Source organism: Paenibacillus sp. FW507-14B1B (assembly GCF_058781425.1).
Genome location: NZ_JBYSWS010000001.1, coordinates 1024641 through 1045241, shown reverse-complemented (window position 1 = coordinate 1045241; position 20601 = coordinate 1024641). Strand labels below are relative to the sequence as shown.

The following is a 20601-nucleotide window of genomic DNA, read 5'->3' as shown; positions in this document are numbered from 1 at the left end:
GGTTTAAAAGAAGAGGTGGAGCATGATACATAACTTATTGCCCGAAGATTTAAGAAAGTCACTTGTCATGACAGGGAAATCATTGAATAGAACTGATTTATTCTGGCTGTTAGGCGGAAGCTGTGGTCTATTTCTGCAAGGCGTTAATCTGAATAAGGATCCGCGTGACATAGATGTGTATACCGATATCGATGCTGTATCAGCGTTGCATCAGGAACTTGCACTATGGGCGGAGGATGCGCCTCATATCGATGAAGAGGGAATATATAAATCTGTACTAAGTCATTATGAAATTGATGGGTACACGACTGAATTAGTAGGTGGATTTAGGGTTACTTCCCAGGAATCGGTTTATCAAGTTAAGGTTAAGGATTTACTCTATGCTTATGCTCCAGAAGTGTCAATAGATGATACATCATTTCGGTTAATGCCACTGTCTCATGAGCTTGTGTTTAACATTTTAAGGAACAGAAGTGAACGGTACGAAGCGATTGCAGAAGTGATAAGGCAGCAACCAGAGACTCATGAAGAGCTATTAAAAAAGATCGTGTCACAGACTCAATGGAGCAGTTCGCATCTATCCTTAATTAAGCAATTGACGAGAATATCACTATAGAGACTTATTTATAATATCATCCGGAAGGAGTGGATACGGTGGACTATGAAGTTACTTTTCAACCCGAAGGTAAAAAAATAAAGGTTCGCCCGAATACGCATGTTCTGGATGCTGCACGACGGGCTGGAGTGAGGATTCCAACGCGATGCGGTGGTAAGATGGGGTGTCTGATGTGTAAGGTACACATTGGAGATGAAGAGAAGTCTAATTGTATTCCCCCAACAGAAGCAGAGCGTAGAAAGCTTGGTTCGCTTATTGATCAAGGCACAAGACTATCCTGTCAGACTGTAGTTACAGGTGATCTCGTGGTTAGTGTTCCCGAAGATCCACTTAAAGCTGCGGTTAGAAAGAAACTTGAGGCTGCCAGAAGAGGGGAAGCTGACGATTTTATTTAATGTAGATAAGGATGATGTGAATTGAAGTCGATTTTCTCTAATGATAAGAAGAGGCCGGTAAGAAGAAGTAAAGTTATATTTTCATCTTTCCTTCTCAGTATTTTGACTATTATTATGTCGGGATGTATGTATCAGAGTGAGGCAGAACAGGAGAATCCGGTTTCCTATCGTGAAAGCGTTAAGCGTATACAATCAGCAGTTGATGACTTTTATAAAGAACAATCGATTCTTCCCATTATAACGGCAGATGAGCAAGTTCCAAGGTATGAGAAATACAGAATTGACCTTAATAGGCTTAATAAGCTGGGCTACATAGACGAAATTCCGAAGACAGCTTTCGAGAATGGCGGCGACGGGTATTTTCTCATTATTAACGAGGAAGAAGATCCTAGTGTTAAAGTGATGGACTTGAATACACAACAAAAGGTGAACGAGGTCCAAATGTCTGTTAATAGGTATAAGACGGCGAATAACGGGGAGCTTCCGAAAGGAACTGAGCTGTATCCTGGATTCTCAACAGTAGATCTATCCAAGACCGATGCTAAGAATGTGAAACTAAAAAGTGTATTTTCAGGTCAGGAAGTTACTTTTATGATGGATAACAATGGAGTAGTTTATATCGATTATGCTTTTGATATCATGCAAGCCATTCAGAAAGAAGAGTCAGAGCCTACCAAAGATGAAGATTTAAGAATCTATCTTGAGCATGCCTCTTATTTTGTTCCTGTGAAGTCAGTTCCTTATTCCTGGCAGGATAACCAACCTGTAGCTAAATTATAAAACTAGCAAAACCCGCTGAGAAGCGGGTTTTTTGGTGTCTATATTCTGTCAAAATAACTTGTAGGCATATTAGAATGTTTCGGAGCATATCCATAACCGGAAAGCACAGTTCGGGTTTCACTGGGTGCCCGGCGGGTTTTACAAAAAAAAGGACGGACATATCCGGGCAACCGTCATATTTTGATTCCCGGTACATATGATGTTACTAGTCCAAATGCATGTACGAGTTACGCCGCTTTGCCGTTTCCATGTCAATCGGATACCGGCGGCGGACTGCTGGCGGCGTGGTAAAGGCTGCTCAATTGTTGCAATGGCTTTGGCTGTGAGATGGAACACGAAGCGGATGCTCTTAAAGCATTTTTCCTTCGGAGTAATTTGAGGAGGGGATCTCTTTTGGAAAAAGTGGACATTTTTAAGGACATAGCCGAACGAACTGGAGGGGACATATACTTAGGTGTCGTCGGTGCTGTCCGGACGGGAAAATCAACCTTCATCAAGCGGTTCATGGAAACGGTCGTGCTTCCGAACATAACGAACGAAGCTGACCGAGTAAGGGCTGTCGACGAGCTGCCGCAAAGCGCTGCCGGCAAGACGATCATGACAACAGAACCGAAATTTGTACCAAACAATGCGGTACAGATCAAAGTAACGGAAGGCCTTGAAGTAAATGTACGTCTCGTGGACTGTGTAGGATACGCAGTTGAGGGCGCGAAGGGTTATGAGGATGAGAATGGTCCTCGTATGATTTCTACACCTTGGTTTGAAGAGCCTATTCCTTTTCAAGAGGCTGCAGAAATCGGGACTCGCAAAGTTATTCAAGAACATTCGACGCTCGGTGTTGTTGTAACAACGGATGGCACGATTGCAGAGATTCCACGCAGCTCCTATGTGGAAGCGGAAGAGCGTGTTATTGCAGAGCTTAAAGAAGTAGGTAAGCCGTTTGTAGTCGTCATTAACTCCACTCGTCCAAGAGGGGAGGAGGCACTGCAGCTTCGAAGTGAGCTCGCGGCGAAATATGATATTCCGGTTATGACTTTAAGTGCAGCGACGATGACTGAGGATGATGTGACGGGTGTTCTCCGTGAAGTTCTCTATGAATTCCCAGTTCATGAAGTCAACGTAAACTTGCCGAGCTGGGTAATGGTGCTTAACGAAAACCACTGGCTCCGCAGCAACTATGAAAATTCCGTGCGCGACACGGTGAAAGATATTCGCCGTCTGCGTGATGTGGATCGTGTAGTCAGTCAATTCATGGAATATGACTTTATCGATCGCGCTGGACTAAGCGGTATGAACATGGGGCAAGGTGTTGCTGAGATTGATCTCTTTGCACCCGATGAGCTGTATGATCGGATTCTCATGGAAGTGGTTGGCGTGGAGATCAGGGGCAAGGACCATCTGTTGCAGCTCATGCAGGAGTTCTCTCATGCGAAACGTGAGTATGACAGGTTTGCTGAAGCACTCGAAATGGTCAAAACAACAGGTTATGGTATTGCCGCGCCATCACTCGCTGAAATGGCTCTCGATGAACCAGAATTGATTCGTCAAGGGACTAGGTTCGGCGTTCGATTGAAAGCTACGGCTCCGTCCATTCATATGATCCGTGTGGATGTTGAATCGGAGTTCTCACCAATCATCGGTACAGAGAAGCAGAGCGAAGAATTAGTTCGTTATTTGATGCAGGACTTCGAGAACGATCCTATCAAAATCTGGGAGTCTGATATCTTTGGTCGTTCGCTTCATTCCATCGTACGAGAAGGTATTCAAGGCAAAATTGCTATGATGCCAGATAATGCACGCTATAAGCTCCAAGAAACGCTAGGGCGTATTATTAACGAGGGTTCAGGCGGATTAATTGCGATTATCCTATAATTCATAGAATTTGAGCTAAGAACAACTATAAGTCGGCTGATAAAGCCGATTTATGGTTGTTTTTTACTGTTTTGAAGGTGAACAGATGTAAAACGCTTGAAATTATGATTTGGCTGTATTACTATAAGTTTGTTCCGCGTCATGCATCAGAATGCAGCGAAGGGTGAAAAATGCCCGGTGTACGTATATTTTGCGGTAAAACGGAAACAGTGAATACCAAGTGAAGTACATCCTTATTAGGGAGGTGAAAGAATGAACAAATCAGATCTGATTACTCAGGTGGCTGAATCCACAGAGCTTTCCAAGAAGGACGCAACTAAAGCGGTTGATGCTGTTTTTGATGCTATTTCACAAGCACTGCAAAATGGAGATAAAGTCCAATTGGTAGGTTTCGGAAACTTCGAGGTCCGCGAGCGTTCCGCACGTAAAGGCCGTAACCCGCAAACAGGTGAAGAAATCGAAATCCCTTCGAGCAAAATTCCTGCATTTAAACCTGGTAAAGCGCTCAAAGACGGAATCAAATAAAGATTTCTACATAATACCTAAAAAGCAAAGGTCCGTGAATTCGTTCACGGCCTTTTCTTTTCAATAGCATTGGGGGAGAATACGGTTATGGAAGATGTAAAAAACGGTGATTATTTTGTCGTTAAGGCTCTGGAAAATGGAGTTCAGGTGATCGGGTTGACCCGTGGACAGGATACTCGTTTTCACCATACCGAAAAGCTCGACAAAGGTGAGGTTATTATTGCTCAGTTCACAGACCATACCTCCGCTGTCAAAATCCGTGGAAAAGCGGAAGTCATGACAAAGCACGGTAAGGTTGAATCAGGTTCTTAAAAGACTAAATAGACAAAAAAGATGGGCAGCCACAGGTCAATTCGACCAAGGGGCTGCCCATCTTGTTATTACACCAATTACACCAATTTCAGATAATCAACGATCGTTAACAAACCAAGATCAAAATTCTCTAAGTTAAAATGCTCGTTAGGTGCATGAAGATTCTCATCCGGTAACCCGAAGCCCATCATAACGGCAGGGGCATTTAATGTACTTGAAAGCTTCTCCACGATCGGAATAGAACCACCGTCTTTAGTGAAAAGTGCGCGAGTTCCGTACACATTCTCAAAAGCATCAGCTGCTTTTTGAAGCATAGGGTGAGAAGGATCGATATTGAAAGCGAACGCCTTTTCCTTAGGTTCAAATGTTAACTTTGCTCCGACAGGTGTATGTGCGTGTAAATGCGCTTCAATGGCATCGAGTACAGCTTGAGGGTCTTGATCAGCGACCAAGCGGCACGTGATTTTTGCATGAGCTTCCTTTGGAATGACAGTCTTACTGCCTTCGCCTTGGAATCCACCGTACACCCCGTTTAGCTCGAGTGTTGGACGAGCGCCGACGCGTTCCACAAAAGAGAATCCTTCTTCACCGAACAACGCTTCTAGATTAAGGTCCTTTTTGAGCTGTTCCTCATCAAACTGTTGCTTCGCGAATTCTTCTCGCATCTCAGGAGATAGTTCCTGAACACCATCATAGAATCCATTGACACTTACCCGGCCGTTCTCATCATGTAGTGAAGCTAGCAGGGTGACCATAGCATGGAGCGCGTTAGGTACGCCTCCACCAAATGATCCGGAGTGCAGGTCAGTATTAGCTGTGTCAATCGTTAGCTCCATAGAGCATAGACCGCGGAGTCCTGTCGATATAGCAGGTTTACCAGGGGATAGCAGTGAGGTATCAGAAATCAAAATAGCATCGGCTGCTAGCTTGTCCTTGTTCTGCTCCAAAAAAAGCGGCAGGTTAGGACTCGAAACTTCTTCTTCCCCTTCAATACAGAACTTAATGTTGACTGGTAACTCTTTTTCTTGCTTTAGGATTGCTTCCACCGCTTTAACATGAAGAAACAATTGGCCTTTATCATCAGTAGCACCGCGAGCATACAGCTTGCCGTTCCGAATAGAAGGTTCAAACGGTGGGGTTTCCCACAAGTGAAGTGGATCCACAGGTTGGACATCGTAGTGACCATATACTAGCACTGTCGGTTTACCTTCTGCATGCAAGTAATCAGCTGTAATGATTGGGTGTCCCTCAGTTGGATGGACCTCCACATGCTCAAGTCCAGCTTCTACTAGCTTTTCAGCAAGCCAATTTGCAGCCTTGGTAACGTCACCCTTATGATCCGATATAGCTGAAATACTTGGAATGGATAACCACTCTTTAAGTTCATTCAGGTGTGTTTCGCGATGTTCAGCAAAATATGCTTTATAATCAACGCTCATAGTTCATAAATCCTCCTTCAAAAATATAACCAAGATAACAGCATCAGTTTATGCAGTTCTTTATTATTCTATCGCTTATTAAGAAAATACGAAATAACGAACATAAAATCGTTCCATAGTCAACGAATGGCATAGCTTGCTCTATTTATTTGTACAATAAGGTATGGGGGTGGCGTAGGTGGATGAAAATAAGTGTAAGGAGGTCTTAAGATGAAATTTTTCACGCGTTCTTCTGGATTGTGGGCACCGGTATTTATTACAATCTTATTCCTTGTACTACTCACTGGGCTGCATTCCGGCATTAGTTCACAGGAACTACGCAGTGTCAGCGCCTTTCAACCTCACTCTGGAACAGAACTATCAGATGAAAATCTTGTGGATGGACTCAGAGCACTACCTCTTAACCTAAGAATTGGTCAGGCTGATTGGGATAACGGCGCATTGTATCTCGACATGAGGATAACGGGGGAACCGTTGTCAATTGAGACACTATACAAGGATCTGGCAACGATTCTTTCTTTCACCTTTGAGGATAATATGAACGTGAATCGGCTCTTTCTTAGGTTTGAAGCCGTTGACCCTTGGTCGCAATCCCGTTATTTGATACTTGCTGCGAACGCGAGAAGATCTGAATGGGATCACGGCATGTTGGAAGAGTTAAAACAATTGAAGAATGAACCATTTTCCGAGAGATTGGTGCAGGGGCTTCATCTTACATTAACAAATCTCTGGAAGAAGCAGTTCATTCGTAGTTGAAAGGGGTAAAATAGTACATGTCAGGCGTTTACGTGCTTGCATGATGTGTTATAATAGATTGGATTATGATCACGACTGGACTAAAGAACATCAAGTGCACGGAGGCTGAGGATGAAACCGTATCGCGTTCCCGAGTTAGCAAGAAAGTATTTAAATTACGACATGATTCAAAAACACACGGAGCTTCCTGTTTTCCCGGATGCTCGCGTTCATTTGTTATACATATTTTTACAACATTCTGGTAGGAATGTATCGGAACGTGATGAGCTGTACGCGCTGGTTACTTCATTGGTTCAGGTAGGACTGGATACACATGAAAGTATTGATACAACAGCTGGGAACCAAGGTGAATCAATGATGCGTGACAGGCAGCTTAAAGTGCTAGCAGGCGATTATTATAGCAGCCGGTTCTATAATCTGCTCGCAATGAGCGGGGAGATCGAAGCTATCGCACTGTTAAGCAAAGCTGTTAGTGACGTCAATGTTTTGAAAATGAAATTGTACGGAAAGATGAAAGACATGCTTCTGTCAGCAGAAGAATACTTGAAGTACATGGTACAGCTGAACATGCAGCTGTTTCTTTCTTTTACTCCACTGATTGAGCCTTCCATTCAAGGGAACTGGAAGACATTGATGAACGAGTTAACATTGTGCGAGACCATTGAAAGAGAAGTTGATCGCTGTATCTCACCGGATGACGGCAAGCATGGATATGCATTTTGGTACGTTCTTGAACGGGCCAATGAAGAAGAGAAGAAGATGATGATCTTGAAACGGGTAGATTCGAGGGATTGGAAAAAACTGATGCTGAAATATAAAACGACGGATGATTTACTCGAAAAATTACGTAATTCTGTCAAAGCCATTCAATCAGCAGTGCCAGTCTTGAACGACGAAGTACCTTCTGCTCAGATTGGTCAGATTCTCGAACCATTTATTCAAAGACTGAGCAGATATCGAGCTGCTGTTAGGGAAGGATAGGTGACTGAGTTGGGGAATGATACGGTGAAGTCCGTAGTGAAGCATGATGAAAGCAATAAACCGAAAGAGGATTATGTTCATTCAGTGTTTGAGAGCATCGCAAGTAAATATGACATGATGAATGATATCAACAGTTTCAGGCAGCACAAACTATGGCGAAAGTTTGCAATGAAGAAGATGCACATAAAACCAGGCAATACAGCCATTGATTTATGTTGCGGTACTTGCGATTGGACAATTAGTATAGCAAATGCAAGTGAAACTGGACACATAGTTGGACTTGATTTCAGTCAAGAGATGTTAAATGTTGGTCGTCAAAAAGTTGAGAAGAATGGCTTAGACAAGCAAATTACACTCGTACAAGGCAATGCGATGAGTCTTCCTTATGAAGATAACTCTTTTGATTATGCGACCATCGGATTCGGTCTTCGTAATGTTCCGGATTACACACAGGTATTAACTGAAATGAAACGAGTTGTAAAGCCAGGAGGAATGGTTGTTTGTCTTGAACTTTCCAAACCTACGTGGCAGCCCTTTAAAGGTTTATATTATTTTTATTTTCAAAATATTATGCCATTAATGAGTAAATTGATTGCGAAGAAATATGAGCAGTACAAATGGTTACCCGAGTCATTGGCACTTTTTCCGGGCAGGAAGGAGCTCGCTGAAGTATTCCGTAGCATCGGGCTGACCCGTGTAGAAGACCATCCCTTGACCGGAGGAATCGTAGCCTTACATATTGGGATCAAGGAGAATCAGGATGTTTAAAAAAATAGGCACTTATCTTGAAATGATAAAAGTGGAGCATACCTTATTCGCTCTGCCTTTTGCGTTTATGGGAGCGATACTGGGATCAGTAGTCGTATTCAATCATTTACCTTCATGGGGAGACATTGGATGGATCTTTCTTGCTATGTTTGGAGCTCGGAGTGCTGCATTTGGCTTAAACCGTCTGACGGACCAATACATTGATGCGAAGAACCCACGAACCGTTGGACGAGCGATTCCTGCAGGTTTACTCAAGCCGATTGAAGTTATACTATTTATTATCTTATCATTTGGCGTATTTTTCTGGGCAACGGCAGAGCTGGACTCATTTGCATTTCGATTACTTCCTATTGCTATTTTTATGCTTATATTTTATTCCTATACAAAACGCTTTACATGGCTTTGTCATGTAGTTTTAGGACTCACCACCGCTCTTGCACCTCTAGGTGGATGGGTGGCTGTCACAGGGCAAGTGGATTATAAAGCGATCATCTTCTATATCGCACTTGCATTCTGGACCGCCGGTTTTGATGTGATCTATGCTTGTCAGGATCAAGATTTTGACAGCGATGAAGGACTGTACTCTATTCCTTCGCGATTCGGGTTGAATAAGGCATTGTGGTTCGCTCGTGGGTTTCATGTGATTACAGCAGCCGGATTTATTATCTTGTTCGTCGTGACACCACTCAGCTGGTGGTACTTGATGGGTATGATTATCGCGTGTGGTATCTTATTTTATCAACATTACATTTTATCACCTAGAGATATGAGCAAGCTTCAGACGGCATTTTTTACGATGAACAGTACTTTAAGTATTGTATTATTTGCGTTTACTTTGGTTGATCTGGTGGTGAAATACCTTTAATGGATACAAACCGGAGAAAAAGCTGGGTTGTAGGTATTACGGGGGCGAGTGGGAGTATTTACGGTGTGCGTTTGACTGAATGTTTATTAAAATTAGGTTTTGACGTACACTTGATTATTACGAATGCAGGCTGGCGTGTGCTGAAAGAGGAGTTGGACTGGCAGGCAAGCAATCGTGAGACTATTCTTGAAGATAAGTTTGGTGATATGGGAGGCAGCGTTCATTATCATCCGATATCGGATATCGGTGCGAGTATTGCCAGTGGCTCGTATCTTGTGGAAGGCATGGTTATTATGCCGTGTTCGATGGGAACATTATCGTCAGTAGCTCACGGATCATCAGATAACTTAATGGCACGAGCTGCCGATGTTATGCTGAAGGAAGGAAGAACTTTAGTACTTGTACCTAGAGAAACACCTCTGCATGCGATCCATTTGGAAAATATGCTGAAGCTTACTCAGTTAGGTGTTAAGATGATTCCTGCGATGCCTGCCTTCTATTTTAAACCGCAAAGCTTGGATGATATTGTGAATTTTCTAGTGGGGAAAGTACTGGATAATCTTCGAATCGAACATCAATTGTTTAAAAGATGGGGTGACTAGCATGCCGGGATCAGACACGAAGACCGTGATCGGCAAGATCAGTTATACCAATGCTTGGCCTTTATTTTATTATGTGGATCCAGAATCCCTACGTACACCAGCTCATGTGGTGGTTGAGGTACCGGCCATTCTAAATGAAGGTATGAAAAAAGGGGATATCCACATTGGTGCTTTATCCTCTTTTGCATATGCTGAGGCAGCGGATAAATTGCAACTGCTACCTGATTTATCGGTAAGTTCTGACGGAGCAGTGAAATCGATTTTATTGTTCTCCCGTGAACCAGTGGAAACACTGAAGAACGGTACGATTGCGTTGACCAACACTTCAGCGACATCGGTTAATCTTCTTAAGATATTAATGCAAAAAGCGCTCGGCGGAGCTCCTGAATATATAACGATGGAGCCTGAACTGGAAGAAATGATGGAAAATGCTGATGCAGCTCTGCTGATCGGAGATAATGCCATTAGAGCTTCTTGGTATAACCAAGGTAAATATCATGTGACCGATCTAGGTGCATGGTGGAAGGAATGGACAGGGTGTAGCATGACGTTTGCCGTCTGGGCAGTTAATCGTAATGCGGCTTCTAATAATCCCGAAGCTATGGCTGAAATCGCCCGCATGTTCATGGATAGTAAACGACGGAGCTTAAAGGACCTAAGTCCGATTGTAAGTGAAGCAATAAGCAGAATTGGTGGTACAGAATCATATTGGCAGAGGTACTTTAGCAACTTGTGTTATGATTTTGATGAGCGACAGCAGAAGGGCCTTCGCTTATATTTCAAGTATGCTTATGAGCTTGGTTTGCTACAACATGATGTGATACCGGAACTTTGGAGAGATAATATTCGGATGCAGGTGAAAGAATGAAACGACTGGACATTTTCGGAGCACTAAAGAAAGATATGGATGTAATTGAAAAAGAGCTTTATCGCAGCATAGAAGGTGATGATTCACAGTTGACTGAGACCTCGTTACATCTTCTTAAGGCAGGCGGTAAACGTCTTCGTCCAGTCTTTGTGCTGATGGGCGGCAAATTTGGTAATTATGACATCGAAAAGCTTAAATATATTGCCGTTCCTCTGGAATTGATTCACAGTGCTTCACTTGTGCATGACGATGTCATTGATGATGCAGAAACGAGAAGAGGCAAGCCAACGGTTAAGTCCAAGTGGGACAATCGAATAGCCATGTATACCGGTGACTATATTTACGGTAAGGCGCTCTTGCTAACAACGAAATTAAGAAATCCGGAAATTCATCGCATCTTATCCAAAGCCATGATTGAGATGACAATCGGCGAGATGGAGCAGATCCGCGATTTTTTCAACACAGAGCAAGACGTTAGACGTTATCTTTTGCGCATTCGCCGTAAAACGTCACTTTTAATCGCAATCAGTTGTCAGCTGGGTGCTATCGCATCTGATGCAGATCGCAATATTGCTAGTAGTATGTATCGATTTGGGTATAATGTAGGCATGGCCTTTCAAATTCAAGATGATCTTCTCGATTTATGCGGAACAGAGAAACAGATTGGTAAACCGCCAGGTAGTGACATGCGTCAAGGAAATATAACGCTTCCTGTCATTTATGCTCTTCAGGAGCCGGATTTGAGACAATCATTGCTTGAAGAAATAGAACGGATTCATTCATTGAATGGACAATGTGATGTTAGTAAGGCAGTAGAAATGATCAAATCCAGTTCAGGAATTTCTCGTTCTGAGGAGCTAGCGGATCGTTATATTCAGAAGGCGCTTCATGCGCTTGATACATTACCGGATATTAAGACTAAAAAGCAATTAAAAGATATTGCGAACTTTATTACAAAGCGTTCATATTAAACTGTAGTTGAAGGCCTCACTGTTAAACTTACGTTGAAGAATGTAACATCACATGTATGAAAATGGAGCGTGATGAAACCAATGGAACGTACTTTTTTGATGGTTAAACCGGATGGTGTTCAGCGGGGGTTGATCGGAAGGATCGTCTCTCGACTGGAAGATAAGGGATTCAAACTTGTGGCAGGCAAATTTCTACAGATTACAGATGAGCAGGCAAAACGCCATTATGCAGAGCATGAGGGCAAAGATTTCTTTGGTAATTTGGTAGGCTTTATTACTTCCGGACCTGTATTCGCTATGGTGTGGGAGGGAGATGAGATTATCACCTTATCTCGCATGGTTATCGGAAAGACGAATGTAAAGGAAGCATTGCCAGGAACAATTCGAGGTGATTTTGCATCTCATACACCTCATAACTTAATTCACGGTTCGGATTCACCAGAAAGTGCGGCACGTGAGATTGCTAACTTCTTTAGCCCAAATGAATTGGTGCAATATGAGAAGAGCATCTCTCCTTGGAACTAAAATTCTTATTTAATACAGGATGGTACAATGAAGGAATATGAACAAATAGTACAAGACCAAGATTATATTGGCTTTATTCGAAGTATAGAATCGAGTACAGGGATTAATCTTGCGGATTATAAAGAAGCTCAAATGAAGCGGAGACTCACCACCCTACGTCAGAAATATGGGTTTCATACCTTCGCTTCTTTTTACGAAGGTATGATGAAGGAAAAGTCTCTGCTACAAGAATTTCTAGATCGGATGACGATCAACGTATCGGAGTTTTGGCGTAATCCGAATCGTTGGGAAGTCCTTCGTGATAAGGTCTTGCCTGAGTTAAGCGGGACAGGCTTTAAACGTCTAAAATTGTGGAGCGCTGCTTGTTCGACAGGAGAAGAACCTTATACGCTTGCGATGATTTTAGCTGAACAAAATTTACTCGCTTCGAGTACAATTCTTGCAACGGATATCGATGATGGAGCACTTGCCAAAGCTAAGCAAGGGCTATACTTGGAAAGATCGTTAAAAGATGTACCGAGTACTGTTGCTGCTAAATACTTTACGGAAGAAGGAGCCTTCTACCGATTTAGTGATCAACTGAAAAAGGAAGTCAAGTTTCAGAAGCAGAATTTATTGACGGATCGATTTGATACAGGCTTTGACTTAATTGTATGTCGAAACGTAATGATCTATTTTACTGAAGAAGCAAAGGACAAGTTATATCAGAAGTTTGCTACAAGTTTAAGGCCTGGGGGTATTCTCTTTGTAGGCAGTACGGAACAGATCTTTAATCCTGGCCAATATGGCCTGGAGTCCGCTGAAACTTTCTTTTATCGCAAACTTAGAGATTAATCTGTTTTGAATAAATACGGCCATTATATCTGATACTATGAAATGATGATTTATATTCAAGCGGAGGTCAGTCATGGATAAACGAAAGGTAATTACCGCGTACCAGCGCGGATTGTTCAGTGTGCAGGAATGCGGTCAAATTCTTGGCCTTGAAAGCTTTCAGATTAATGCACTATTGGATCCGCAGCAGACTTTAGGGTATGGTCCTTGGAAGAGACCAGTACGTCATTTGAAATAAGCTCTACGTAAAGAGCACTTCTCATCCGTTGATGGGGAGTGCTTTTTGGTATGTCCAATTTCTTGTCAAAGCGGAATAGCTATACTATAATGAGCAGAAGATATTTACGGATTTTAGTGATTCAACGTCCTAAAAGTTTAAAGGGGGAACGCATCATGAGTTTACGCTTTTTGACCGCGGGTGAGACGCACGGTCCTCAACTCACGGCAATTATTGAAGGACTACCAAGCAACCTGAAAATTGATTTTGAAGCACTGAATTTTCAGTTGCAGCGGAGACAGAAAGGATACGGTCGCGGCCGCCGCATGCAAATTGAGAAGGATACAGCGCAAATCCTTGGAGGGGTTCGTCATGGATACACGACGGGAGCACCGGTTGCACTCGTTGTTGAGAATAAAGATTGGACGCATTGGCGTAACATCATGAACATTGAGCCGATTGAAGGAACAGATGAGGAGAAAAGACGTGTTCATCGTCCTCGTCCAGGACATGCGGATTTGAACGGTGGTCTAAAATATAATCTTACAGACCTTCGGAATGTACTTGAGCGTTCTAGTGCACGTGAAACAACGGTTCGGGTTGCTTGTGGTGCAATTGCACGTCAATTTTTGGAGCAGTTTGGCATCAAAGTAGCAGGTCAAGTTATTCGCATAGGGGAAATCGAAGCTCCTCCTCACCATCTATCCATCGATGAGTTGATAGCTCTCACAGAGGAATCATCCGTTCGTGTGGTGGATAAAGAGACCGAGAAGAAGATGGAAGAATACATAGATTTAATTAAGAAAGAAGGAGACTCCATCGGTGGGGTTGTAGAGTGTATTATTGAAGGCCTTCCTGTCGGACTTGGAAGTCATGTACAGTATGATCGTAAGCTCGATGGAAGAATCGCTCAAGGTGTAATGTCGATCAATGCTTTCAAAGGTGTTGAAGTAGGCATCGGATTCGAAGCAGGTGAACTAAGAGGTTCTCAAGTCCATGATGAGATTCTGTATACTGAGGAGCGAGGTTATCACCGTGCAACGAATCGATTAGGTGGTTTTGAGGGAGGGATGACGAATGGAATGCCAATCGTCGTTCGTGGTGTCATGAAGCCAATCCCAACGCTTTACAAGCCACTGCAAAGTGTAGATATTGATACGAAGGAAGCATTTACAGCTCAAGTTGAGCGTTCGGATGCATGTGCAGTTCCAGCTGCAAGCGTAGTTATGGAACATGTAGTAACTTGGGAAGTCGCTAAGGCGTTTTTGGAGAAGTTCGGTGGCGATTCCATGGAAGAGATTCATGCGAATTATAGAAATTATCTTGCTCAATTGGAGAATTATTAAGTATGAGAACATTACAGGTAGAATTAGGCGATCGTTCTTATCCTATATATATCGGTTCAGGATTACTTCATAAGATTGGAGAATTGAGTCTACAGCATGGCATTAAATCGCAAAGCCCTCATTTGATTGTAACCGATGAATCCGTAGCCCCGCATTATTTGAAAAAAGTAGAAACACTGATGGCTGAGGCTGGATATGTAACTGTATCTCATGTGGTGCCGTCAGGCGAGACCTCTAAATCACTAACTGTATTTGAGCAGGTAATGACTACAGCTATTGAAGGTAAGTTGGACCGTAACTCTGCTGTTTTCGCTCTAGGCGGCGGCGTGGTTGGAGATCTTGCTGGGTTTGTCGCCGCTTCATATATGAGAGGTGTTACCTTTGTTCAGGTGCCTACTACCATTCTTGCTCATGATAGTAGTGTTGGGGGTAAGGTTGCCGTAAATCATCCACTCGCTAAAAATATGATCGGTGCATTTCATCAGCCTGTGATGGTCTTGTACGATGTTGATACACTGACTACACTTCCAGCAAGAGAAGTGTCCGCTGGTTTCTCTGAAATGGTAAAACACGGACTTATTCTTGACGAGGAGTTCGCTTATTGGTGTAGAGACAATGCCTCAGACTTACTCTCACTGGATAAAGAGAAGCTCGCCTACGGTCTGGAACGTGGTTGTGCAATTAAAGCGGATGTTGTTTCACAGGATGAGCGGGAGGGTGGACTTCGAGCCATCTTAAACCTAGGTCATACGATTGGACACGCGATTGAGGCTGTAGGTGGATATGGTCGCTTTTTACATGGTGAGGCGATTTCAATTGGTATGGTTGGTGCTGCAATGCTTGCTGAATCGTTAGGTAAAGGGAGCCAGATTTTGCATGAAACGAAGAAAATGCTTAGTGCTCTGAATTTACCTATTGGACTACCGGCTGATCTTTCTGTAGATGAGATTATGGATGCAATGCAGCATGACAAGAAGTTTACTGAGGGACGCATGGTATTTATTGTTCCAGATCGAATCGGAAAAGTGAGCATTGTGAAAGATGTATCCGTGGAATCCGTTCGTTCGATCGTTGAACAGCTTAAAAAGGAGAGATAACGATGATGAATCGTGGTATACGCGGAGCGACAACCGTTACGCATAATGACGAGCAAGAGATTTTAAGAGAGACTGTACTACTATTGGACGAAATAGTGAAGAGAAATGACGTACAACCGGAGGATATTTGCAGCGTTTGGATTACAATGACGCATGATTTAGATGCGACTTTCCCCGCTAGAGCAATTAGAGCGCTTGAAGGCTGGGATTTGGTTCCACTCATGTGCTCTGTTGAAATTCCAGTTCAGGGTAGCTTGCCTCTCTGCATTCGCTTAATGGTGCAGGTGAATACTGAGAAGAGTCAGAAGGAAATTAAACATGTCTATTTGAACGAGGCTCAGCGCCTTCGTCCTGATTTATCGGTCTCTTCAAATTAATCCTAAATTTAGTGTTGCATTGTACAGGGTCCATCCTGTATAGTGATTATCAGAATAGTTGAGTAGAGTTTTAGATGAGTATAGTTGAGCAGAGAAGAGCAGAGCAGTTTAGGATACATCATGAAGCGGTTAGAATAGACCATATTTTGTATTAGATAAGAACAGTATCTTATGATCCGGTTATGTCTTTGTCATACCTATAACCGTGATTGTGATTAGTGATTCTTTATCTTATATGGTTTCATCACATTAGACCGCGCTCTTTTTTTCATATACTTATCGATAATAGACCTCTACTTTGGTAGAGGTCTTTTTTGTATTACTACAACATTTAAGAAAGAAGGAGGGATTGATGATGGCTAACCCATCAATGGAACAAGTATTGTCCATGGCTGGACAATATAACTTGATTCCTGTTGCTATTCGTTTACTGGCGGATATGGAAACACCAATCCGTATTTTTCAGAGGTATGCACAGCGGGAGCGGGCATTTTTATTGGAAAGTGTAGAGGGTGGTGTACAGTGGGCACGTTATTCATTCATCGGAACCGATCCTTTCCTTTTGATATCAGGTAAACAAGGGCACATCGAAGTGGAGATGAACGGGAAGCGGGAGCAGTTAACCGGGAAACCAGTGGAAGAGTTGAAAGCTTTACTTCGTTCCTATCGTAGCCCACAGCTAGATGAAATGCCTCCCTTTACTGGAGGAGCCATTGGGTTTTTCGGATATGATCTTCTTCAATACTATGAAAAACTACCCGCTCATACATTAGATGATCTGGGTATGGATGATATTAGGTTTATGTTCTGTGATCAAGTCATCGTATTTGATCATGTGAAGCAGCAAATTCTCTTGGTTGGTAATGTTCATGTTAAAGAAGGCGATACCGACGAGGATATTAGGCAGTCATACATGAAGTTATGCCGCAAGCTTGAAGAGACGGCAGAACAATTGCAAGAACAAGGCCCAAGGGAAAATGTGAATTCCCGCGGCATTCCTACGGATGTGGACTTAGGTGAAATTAAGTCGAATATGACGAAGGAAAAGTATATGGATAATGTGGATAGAGCGAAGGAATATATCCGCGCTGGAGATATTTTTCAAGTTGTCTTATCGCAGAGGTTCCATATCGAAACAGAAGTATCTCCTCTTCATGTGTACCGTGTATTAAGAACATTGAATCCATCTCCGTACATGTACTACTTGAAGATGGATGAAGAGATTATTGTTGGAACATCTCCTGAAGCTTTGGTCAAAGTAGATGACAGAAGGGTAGAGACGAGACCTATCGCAGGAACACGTCCACGTGGTATCGATGAATCAACGGATCGAGCACTTGCCGAAGAGCTTCTAAAGGATGAAAAAGAGCGAGCGGAGCATTTGATGCTTGTAGATCTAGGGCGAAATGATCTGGGCCGTGTCTCTGAATTCGGGAGTGTGAAATGTGATTCATTTATGGAGATTGAGCGCTACTCTCACGTGATGCATATTGTCTCAGGCGTATCGGGTAAACTTCGCGAAGATAAGGACTTCTTCGATGCTTTCCTATCCTGTCTTCCTGCCGGGACTGTATCCGGTGCACCGAAACTTCGGGCTATGGAAATTATTGCAGAGTTGGAGCGTGAAGCAAGAGGAGCATATGCAGGGGCAATTGGATATCTGGGATTCACAGGTAATATGGATTCATGTATCACCATTAGAACGATTATCTTCCGAGAAGGTAAAGCGTATGTGCAGGCTGGGGCGGGCATTGTTTGGGATTCTGAGCCGGAGAAGGAGTACGAAGAAACGGTAAATAAAGCTAAAGGGATGTTGAAGGCAATTCGAGTTGCTGAACAGATGTTTCCAGCTGAAAAAAAACCTGTAAGTACGATTAATCAAGACTATCTTTATGAATATACACCTAACTAAAGTATTGGAGGAGGAGAGGAACATGGGTATTATGGATACGGTACAGTCCAGCATATCTAAACTGATAGAAGGTCATGATTTAGACCGCTGTGAGGCTAGAAATGTCATGCAAACCATTATGGAAGGCAGAGCGACTCACTCACAGATAGGGGCTTTGCTAACTGCACTTCGTATTAAAGGGGAGACTGTAGAGGAAATTACAGGCTTCGCAGAAGCGATGAGAGGTTCCGGTGGGCGGGTTGTAACCGAGTGCAGTCAATTATTAGATACATGCGGAACTGGAGGATCTGGTATCCATAAATTCAATATTTCTACTGCCTCAGCGATTATCTCTTCTTCAGTATCTGTGCGTGTAGCTAAACATGGTAATAGATCCGCCTCTGGACGTGCAGGCAGTGCGGACGTATTAGAAGCGCTTGGGGTGAATATTCATTTAACTGCAGAGCAGGCGAAGCGATGTCTGGATGAGATCGGAATCTGTTTCTTATTTGCCCAAATCTATCATCCTTCGATGAAGCATGCTGCAGCACCGCGAAAAGAGCTTGGGATCAGAACCGTATTTAATATGCTGGGTCCACTGACGAATCCAGCAGGTGCAGATCGACAACTACTAGGGATTTATGACCTTAATAAAACGGAAACGATCGCCAAAGTGCTTAAAGAACTCGGACTAAAGCGGGCTATGGTCGTAACGAGTCATGATGGATTGGATGAGATTAGCATCTCTGCACCAACTCGTGTATCCGAGCTCCGTGGTGGGCAAATTCAAACCTATGATATTCATCCAGAAGATCTTGGTCTTGAACTTCATCCGATGCAGTCAATTCTTGGTGGAGATGCGGCAGAGAATGCTGCTATCATAGGAGCTGTGCTCCAGGGTGAAAGAAGCCCTTATAGAGATATCGTATTAGCAAATGCAGGAGCTTGCATATATGTCTCTGGATTGGCAGATAGTCTTGTCGAAGGTGTGAGTAAAGCCGCAGACGCAATTGATTCTGGCGTTGCTCAAGCTAAATTAGATCAGCTTATCACAATGACGGGGGAATTAAGTTATGTATCTTGATCGAATTGTTGCAACGAAACAAGAGGAAGTGGCTAAGCTTCGCGAGACCTTATCCATACCAGAGGCTTTACATGAAATTTCATCACTTCCTCAGACAAAAGGTTTTATTAATGCATTATCATTACGTCGAAATCGAGATATGGGACTCATCGCTGAGGTGAAAAAGGCATCACCATCTAAAGGGTTAATTCGGCCGGACTTTGATCCGGTTCAGATTGCAAAGGCTTATGAGGCAGCAGGGGCAGACTGCTTATCTGTACTTACGGATGTACAGTATTTCCAAGGAAATGGATCATATCTTACAGCGGTGAGAGAGGCAGTAAGCTTACCGTTACTTCGTAAGGATTTTATTATTGATGAAGCTCAAATCTATGAGGCACGACTGATTGGTGCAGATGCGATTCTACTCATTGCAAGCATTTTGGAAGTAGAGCGAATTGCAGAGTTTATTGCTATTGCTGATTCTATCGGGCTGGATTGCTTAATAGAGGTGCATGATCGCAAAGAACTAGATGCCGTACTTCAATTGAATACAGCCAAGCTTGTAGGTGTTAACAATCGAAATTTGCATACATTTGAGACATCATTAAACACAACGGCAGAATTAAGCCGCGATATACCTAATGACGTAATATTGATTAGTGAGAGTGGTATTGCTGGTAAAGATGACATGCAATTTCTTGCTTCAACAGGCGCTCAAGGGGTGTTGATAGGTGAATACTTCATGCGACAAGATAATATTGAACATGCTGTTCTAGATCTGATGGGAAGCGTTAAGAATGCTCAGCCAAGTGGCAAAGGAGCACGGTAATATGACGAATACCGCAGTAAAAATATGTGGACTTCAAAGCGTTGAAGTGCTAAAATCGATGATAAACTTACCTGTGGATTATATCGGATTTGTATTTGCCAATAGCCGCCGTCAGGTTACTCCTGATCAGGCGGCTGAACTAATCACCGTGTTGAAGCAGTGGAAGAGCGGAGAAATACCTTCCTCTGTTGGAGTGGTTGTAAACCCCGAGATGGAGGAACTAAAGGAACTTCTTCACACGGCCAAATTAGATGTTCTGCAGCTACATGGACAAGAATCGCCGAAATTTTGCCGGGAAGTGAAAGCGAACTTCCCGGTTTCCGTTTTTAAGGCAGTTTCGGTGAAAGCAGAACAATTGCCGGAAGAGCATATTGCCGAGCTCGAACATTACGCCGGATGTATTGATGGTCTCTTGATTGATACATATGATCCGATCCATGGCGGCGGCTCTGGACGAACTTTTGGCTGGGATGTAATCCCGTTTTATAAGGAATGGGCTAGTCAACATGGGATTCAGCTGTTTGTGGCGGGAGGTCTTGATTCATCGAACGTAGGAACATTGATCAATGAATACAAACCCGACGGAGTGGATGTATCAAGTGGGGTTGAGTCTGCTCCTGGTGTGAAGAATATAGCAAAAGTTACAACATTCGTAGAAAGGGTGAAACG

23 protein-coding genes and 1 pseudogene are annotated in these 20601 nt (G+C 43.1%); 23 read left to right on the top strand and 1 reads right to left on the bottom strand.

The window, feature by feature from the left end; translation table 11 throughout:
- Positions 1-22: 22 nt before the first annotated feature.
- The 6 genes from AC3WJJ_RS04955 (at position 23) to mtrB (ending at position 4500) form a co-directional block, all read left to right on the top strand.
- A complete protein-coding gene (locus AC3WJJ_RS04955; protein ID WP_492538518.1) occupies positions 23-616 on the top strand; it encodes a hypothetical protein in 594 nt (197 codons plus the stop codon).
- 38 nt (positions 617-654) lie between these two features.
- Positions 655-1011 carry a 2Fe-2S iron-sulfur cluster-binding protein gene (locus tag AC3WJJ_RS04950; protein ID WP_492538516.1) on the top strand — a complete coding sequence of 119 codons (357 nt, stop codon included), beginning with the start codon at positions 655-657 and terminating at the stop codon, positions 1009-1011.
- A 102-nt stretch (positions 1012-1113) separates the two neighbouring features.
- Positions 1114-1791, top strand: coding sequence for a YphF family lipoprotein (locus AC3WJJ_RS04945; RefSeq protein WP_492538514.1), 678 nt, complete (start codon positions 1114-1116; stop codon positions 1789-1791).
- Between the two features lie 393 nt (positions 1792-2184).
- Positions 2185-3663 (top strand): stage IV sporulation protein A, encoded by a 1479-nt coding sequence (gene spoIVA, locus AC3WJJ_RS04940; protein ID WP_422660791.1) that lies wholly within the window; start codon positions 2185-2187, stop codon positions 3661-3663.
- A gap of 252 nt (positions 3664-3915) precedes the next feature.
- The gene (locus AC3WJJ_RS04935) at positions 3916-4188 is read left to right on the top strand and encodes an HU family DNA-binding protein (RefSeq protein ID WP_379250805.1); all 273 of its coding nucleotides are present in this window, start codon (positions 3916-3918) and stop codon (positions 4186-4188) included.
- An 87-nt stretch (positions 4189-4275) separates the two neighbouring features.
- Positions 4276-4500, top strand: a complete 225-nt coding sequence (mtrB, locus tag AC3WJJ_RS04930) for a trp RNA-binding attenuation protein MtrB (RefSeq protein WP_422660792.1) — start codon at positions 4276-4278, stop codon at positions 4498-4500.
- Between the two features lie 77 nt (positions 4501-4577).
- Here mtrB and AC3WJJ_RS04925 read toward each other — a convergent pair whose 3' ends face one another.
- A complete protein-coding gene (locus AC3WJJ_RS04925; RefSeq protein ID WP_492538511.1) occupies positions 4578-5939 on the bottom strand; it encodes a dipeptidase in 1362 nt (453 codons plus the stop codon).
- Positions 5940-6149: 210 nt separating this feature from the next.
- Here AC3WJJ_RS04925 and AC3WJJ_RS04920 point away from each other — a divergent pair, with 210 nt between their 5' ends.
- From AC3WJJ_RS04920 to AC3WJJ_RS04840, 17 genes and pseudogenes are all read left to right on the top strand, one after another.
- Positions 6150-6695: a hypothetical protein gene (locus tag AC3WJJ_RS04920; protein WP_492538509.1), complete on the top strand. Its 546-nt coding sequence runs from the start codon at positions 6150-6152 to the stop codon at positions 6693-6695.
- A 111-nt stretch (positions 6696-6806) separates the two neighbouring features.
- The gene (locus AC3WJJ_RS04915; protein ID WP_492538507.1) at positions 6807-7676 is read left to right on the top strand and encodes a heptaprenyl diphosphate synthase component 1; all 870 of its coding nucleotides are present in this window, start codon (positions 6807-6809) and stop codon (positions 7674-7676) included.
- Between the two features lie 9 nt (positions 7677-7685).
- The gene (locus AC3WJJ_RS04910; RefSeq protein WP_492539585.1) at positions 7686-8444 is read left to right on the top strand and encodes a demethylmenaquinone methyltransferase; all 759 of its coding nucleotides are present in this window, start codon (positions 7686-7688) and stop codon (positions 8442-8444) included.
- Entirely contained in the window at positions 8437-9309 is an 873-nt protein-coding gene (locus AC3WJJ_RS04905) for a UbiA-like polyprenyltransferase (protein WP_492538506.1), read from the top strand. Before AC3WJJ_RS04910 ends, AC3WJJ_RS04905 begins: the two co-directional genes overlap by 8 nt.
- Positions 9309-9911 carry a UbiX family flavin prenyltransferase gene (locus AC3WJJ_RS04900; protein ID WP_492538504.1) on the top strand — a complete coding sequence of 201 codons (603 nt, stop codon included), beginning with the start codon at positions 9309-9311 and terminating at the stop codon, positions 9909-9911. Before AC3WJJ_RS04905 ends, AC3WJJ_RS04900 begins: the two co-directional genes overlap by 1 nt.
- 1 nt (position 9912) lies before the next feature.
- A complete protein-coding gene (locus AC3WJJ_RS04895) occupies positions 9913-10779 on the top strand; it encodes a menaquinone biosynthesis protein (protein ID WP_492538503.1) in 867 nt (288 codons plus the stop codon).
- Entirely contained in the window at positions 10776-11750 is a 975-nt protein-coding gene (locus tag AC3WJJ_RS04890; protein WP_492538501.1) for a polyprenyl synthetase family protein, read from the top strand. Before AC3WJJ_RS04895 ends, AC3WJJ_RS04890 begins: the two co-directional genes overlap by 4 nt.
- An 81-nt stretch (positions 11751-11831) precedes the next feature.
- Positions 11832-12275, top strand: coding sequence for a nucleoside-diphosphate kinase (gene ndk / locus AC3WJJ_RS04885; protein ID WP_492538499.1), 444 nt, complete (start codon positions 11832-11834; stop codon positions 12273-12275).
- 27 nt (positions 12276-12302) lie between these two features.
- Entirely contained in the window at positions 12303-13109 is an 807-nt protein-coding gene (locus AC3WJJ_RS04880) for a CheR family methyltransferase (RefSeq protein ID WP_492538497.1), read from the top strand.
- Positions 13110-13182: 73 nt separating this feature from the next.
- The gene (locus AC3WJJ_RS04875) at positions 13183-13347 is read left to right on the top strand and encodes a hypothetical protein (RefSeq protein WP_492538495.1); all 165 of its coding nucleotides are present in this window, start codon (positions 13183-13185) and stop codon (positions 13345-13347) included.
- Positions 13348-13502: 155 nt separating this feature from the next.
- Positions 13503-14672 carry a chorismate synthase gene (aroC, locus tag AC3WJJ_RS04870; protein WP_422660803.1) on the top strand — a complete coding sequence of 390 codons (1170 nt, stop codon included), beginning with the start codon at positions 13503-13505 and terminating at the stop codon, positions 14670-14672.
- Positions 14673-14674: 2 nt separating this feature from the next.
- Positions 14675-15769 carry a 3-dehydroquinate synthase gene (gene aroB, locus AC3WJJ_RS04865; RefSeq protein ID WP_492538493.1) on the top strand — a complete coding sequence of 365 codons (1095 nt, stop codon included), beginning with the start codon at positions 14675-14677 and terminating at the stop codon, positions 15767-15769.
- 2 nt (positions 15770-15771) lie between these two features.
- The gene (gene aroH, locus AC3WJJ_RS04860; protein ID WP_492538491.1) at positions 15772-16146 is read left to right on the top strand and encodes a chorismate mutase; all 375 of its coding nucleotides are present in this window, start codon (positions 15772-15774) and stop codon (positions 16144-16146) included.
- Between the two features lie 355 nt (positions 16147-16501).
- Positions 16502-18058 (top strand): anthranilate synthase component I, encoded by a 1557-nt coding sequence (trpE, locus tag AC3WJJ_RS04855; RefSeq protein WP_492538489.1) that lies wholly within the window; start codon positions 16502-16504, stop codon positions 18056-18058.
- 22 nt (positions 18059-18080) lie between these two features.
- Positions 18081-19121 carry an anthranilate phosphoribosyltransferase gene (gene trpD, locus AC3WJJ_RS04850; RefSeq protein ID WP_492538487.1) on the top strand — a complete coding sequence of 347 codons (1041 nt, stop codon included), beginning with the start codon at positions 18081-18083 and terminating at the stop codon, positions 19119-19121.
- Entirely contained in the window at positions 19111-19932 is an 822-nt protein-coding gene (gene trpC, locus AC3WJJ_RS04845) for an indole-3-glycerol phosphate synthase TrpC (protein WP_492538485.1), read from the top strand. Before trpD ends, trpC begins: the two co-directional genes overlap by 11 nt.
- Positions 19901-20578, top strand: a pseudogene (locus AC3WJJ_RS04840) (phosphoribosylanthranilate isomerase); the annotation flags it as partial. The gene trpC and the pseudogene AC3WJJ_RS04840, both read left to right, overlap by 32 nt.
- Between the last annotated feature and the right edge of the window lie 23 nt (positions 20579-20601).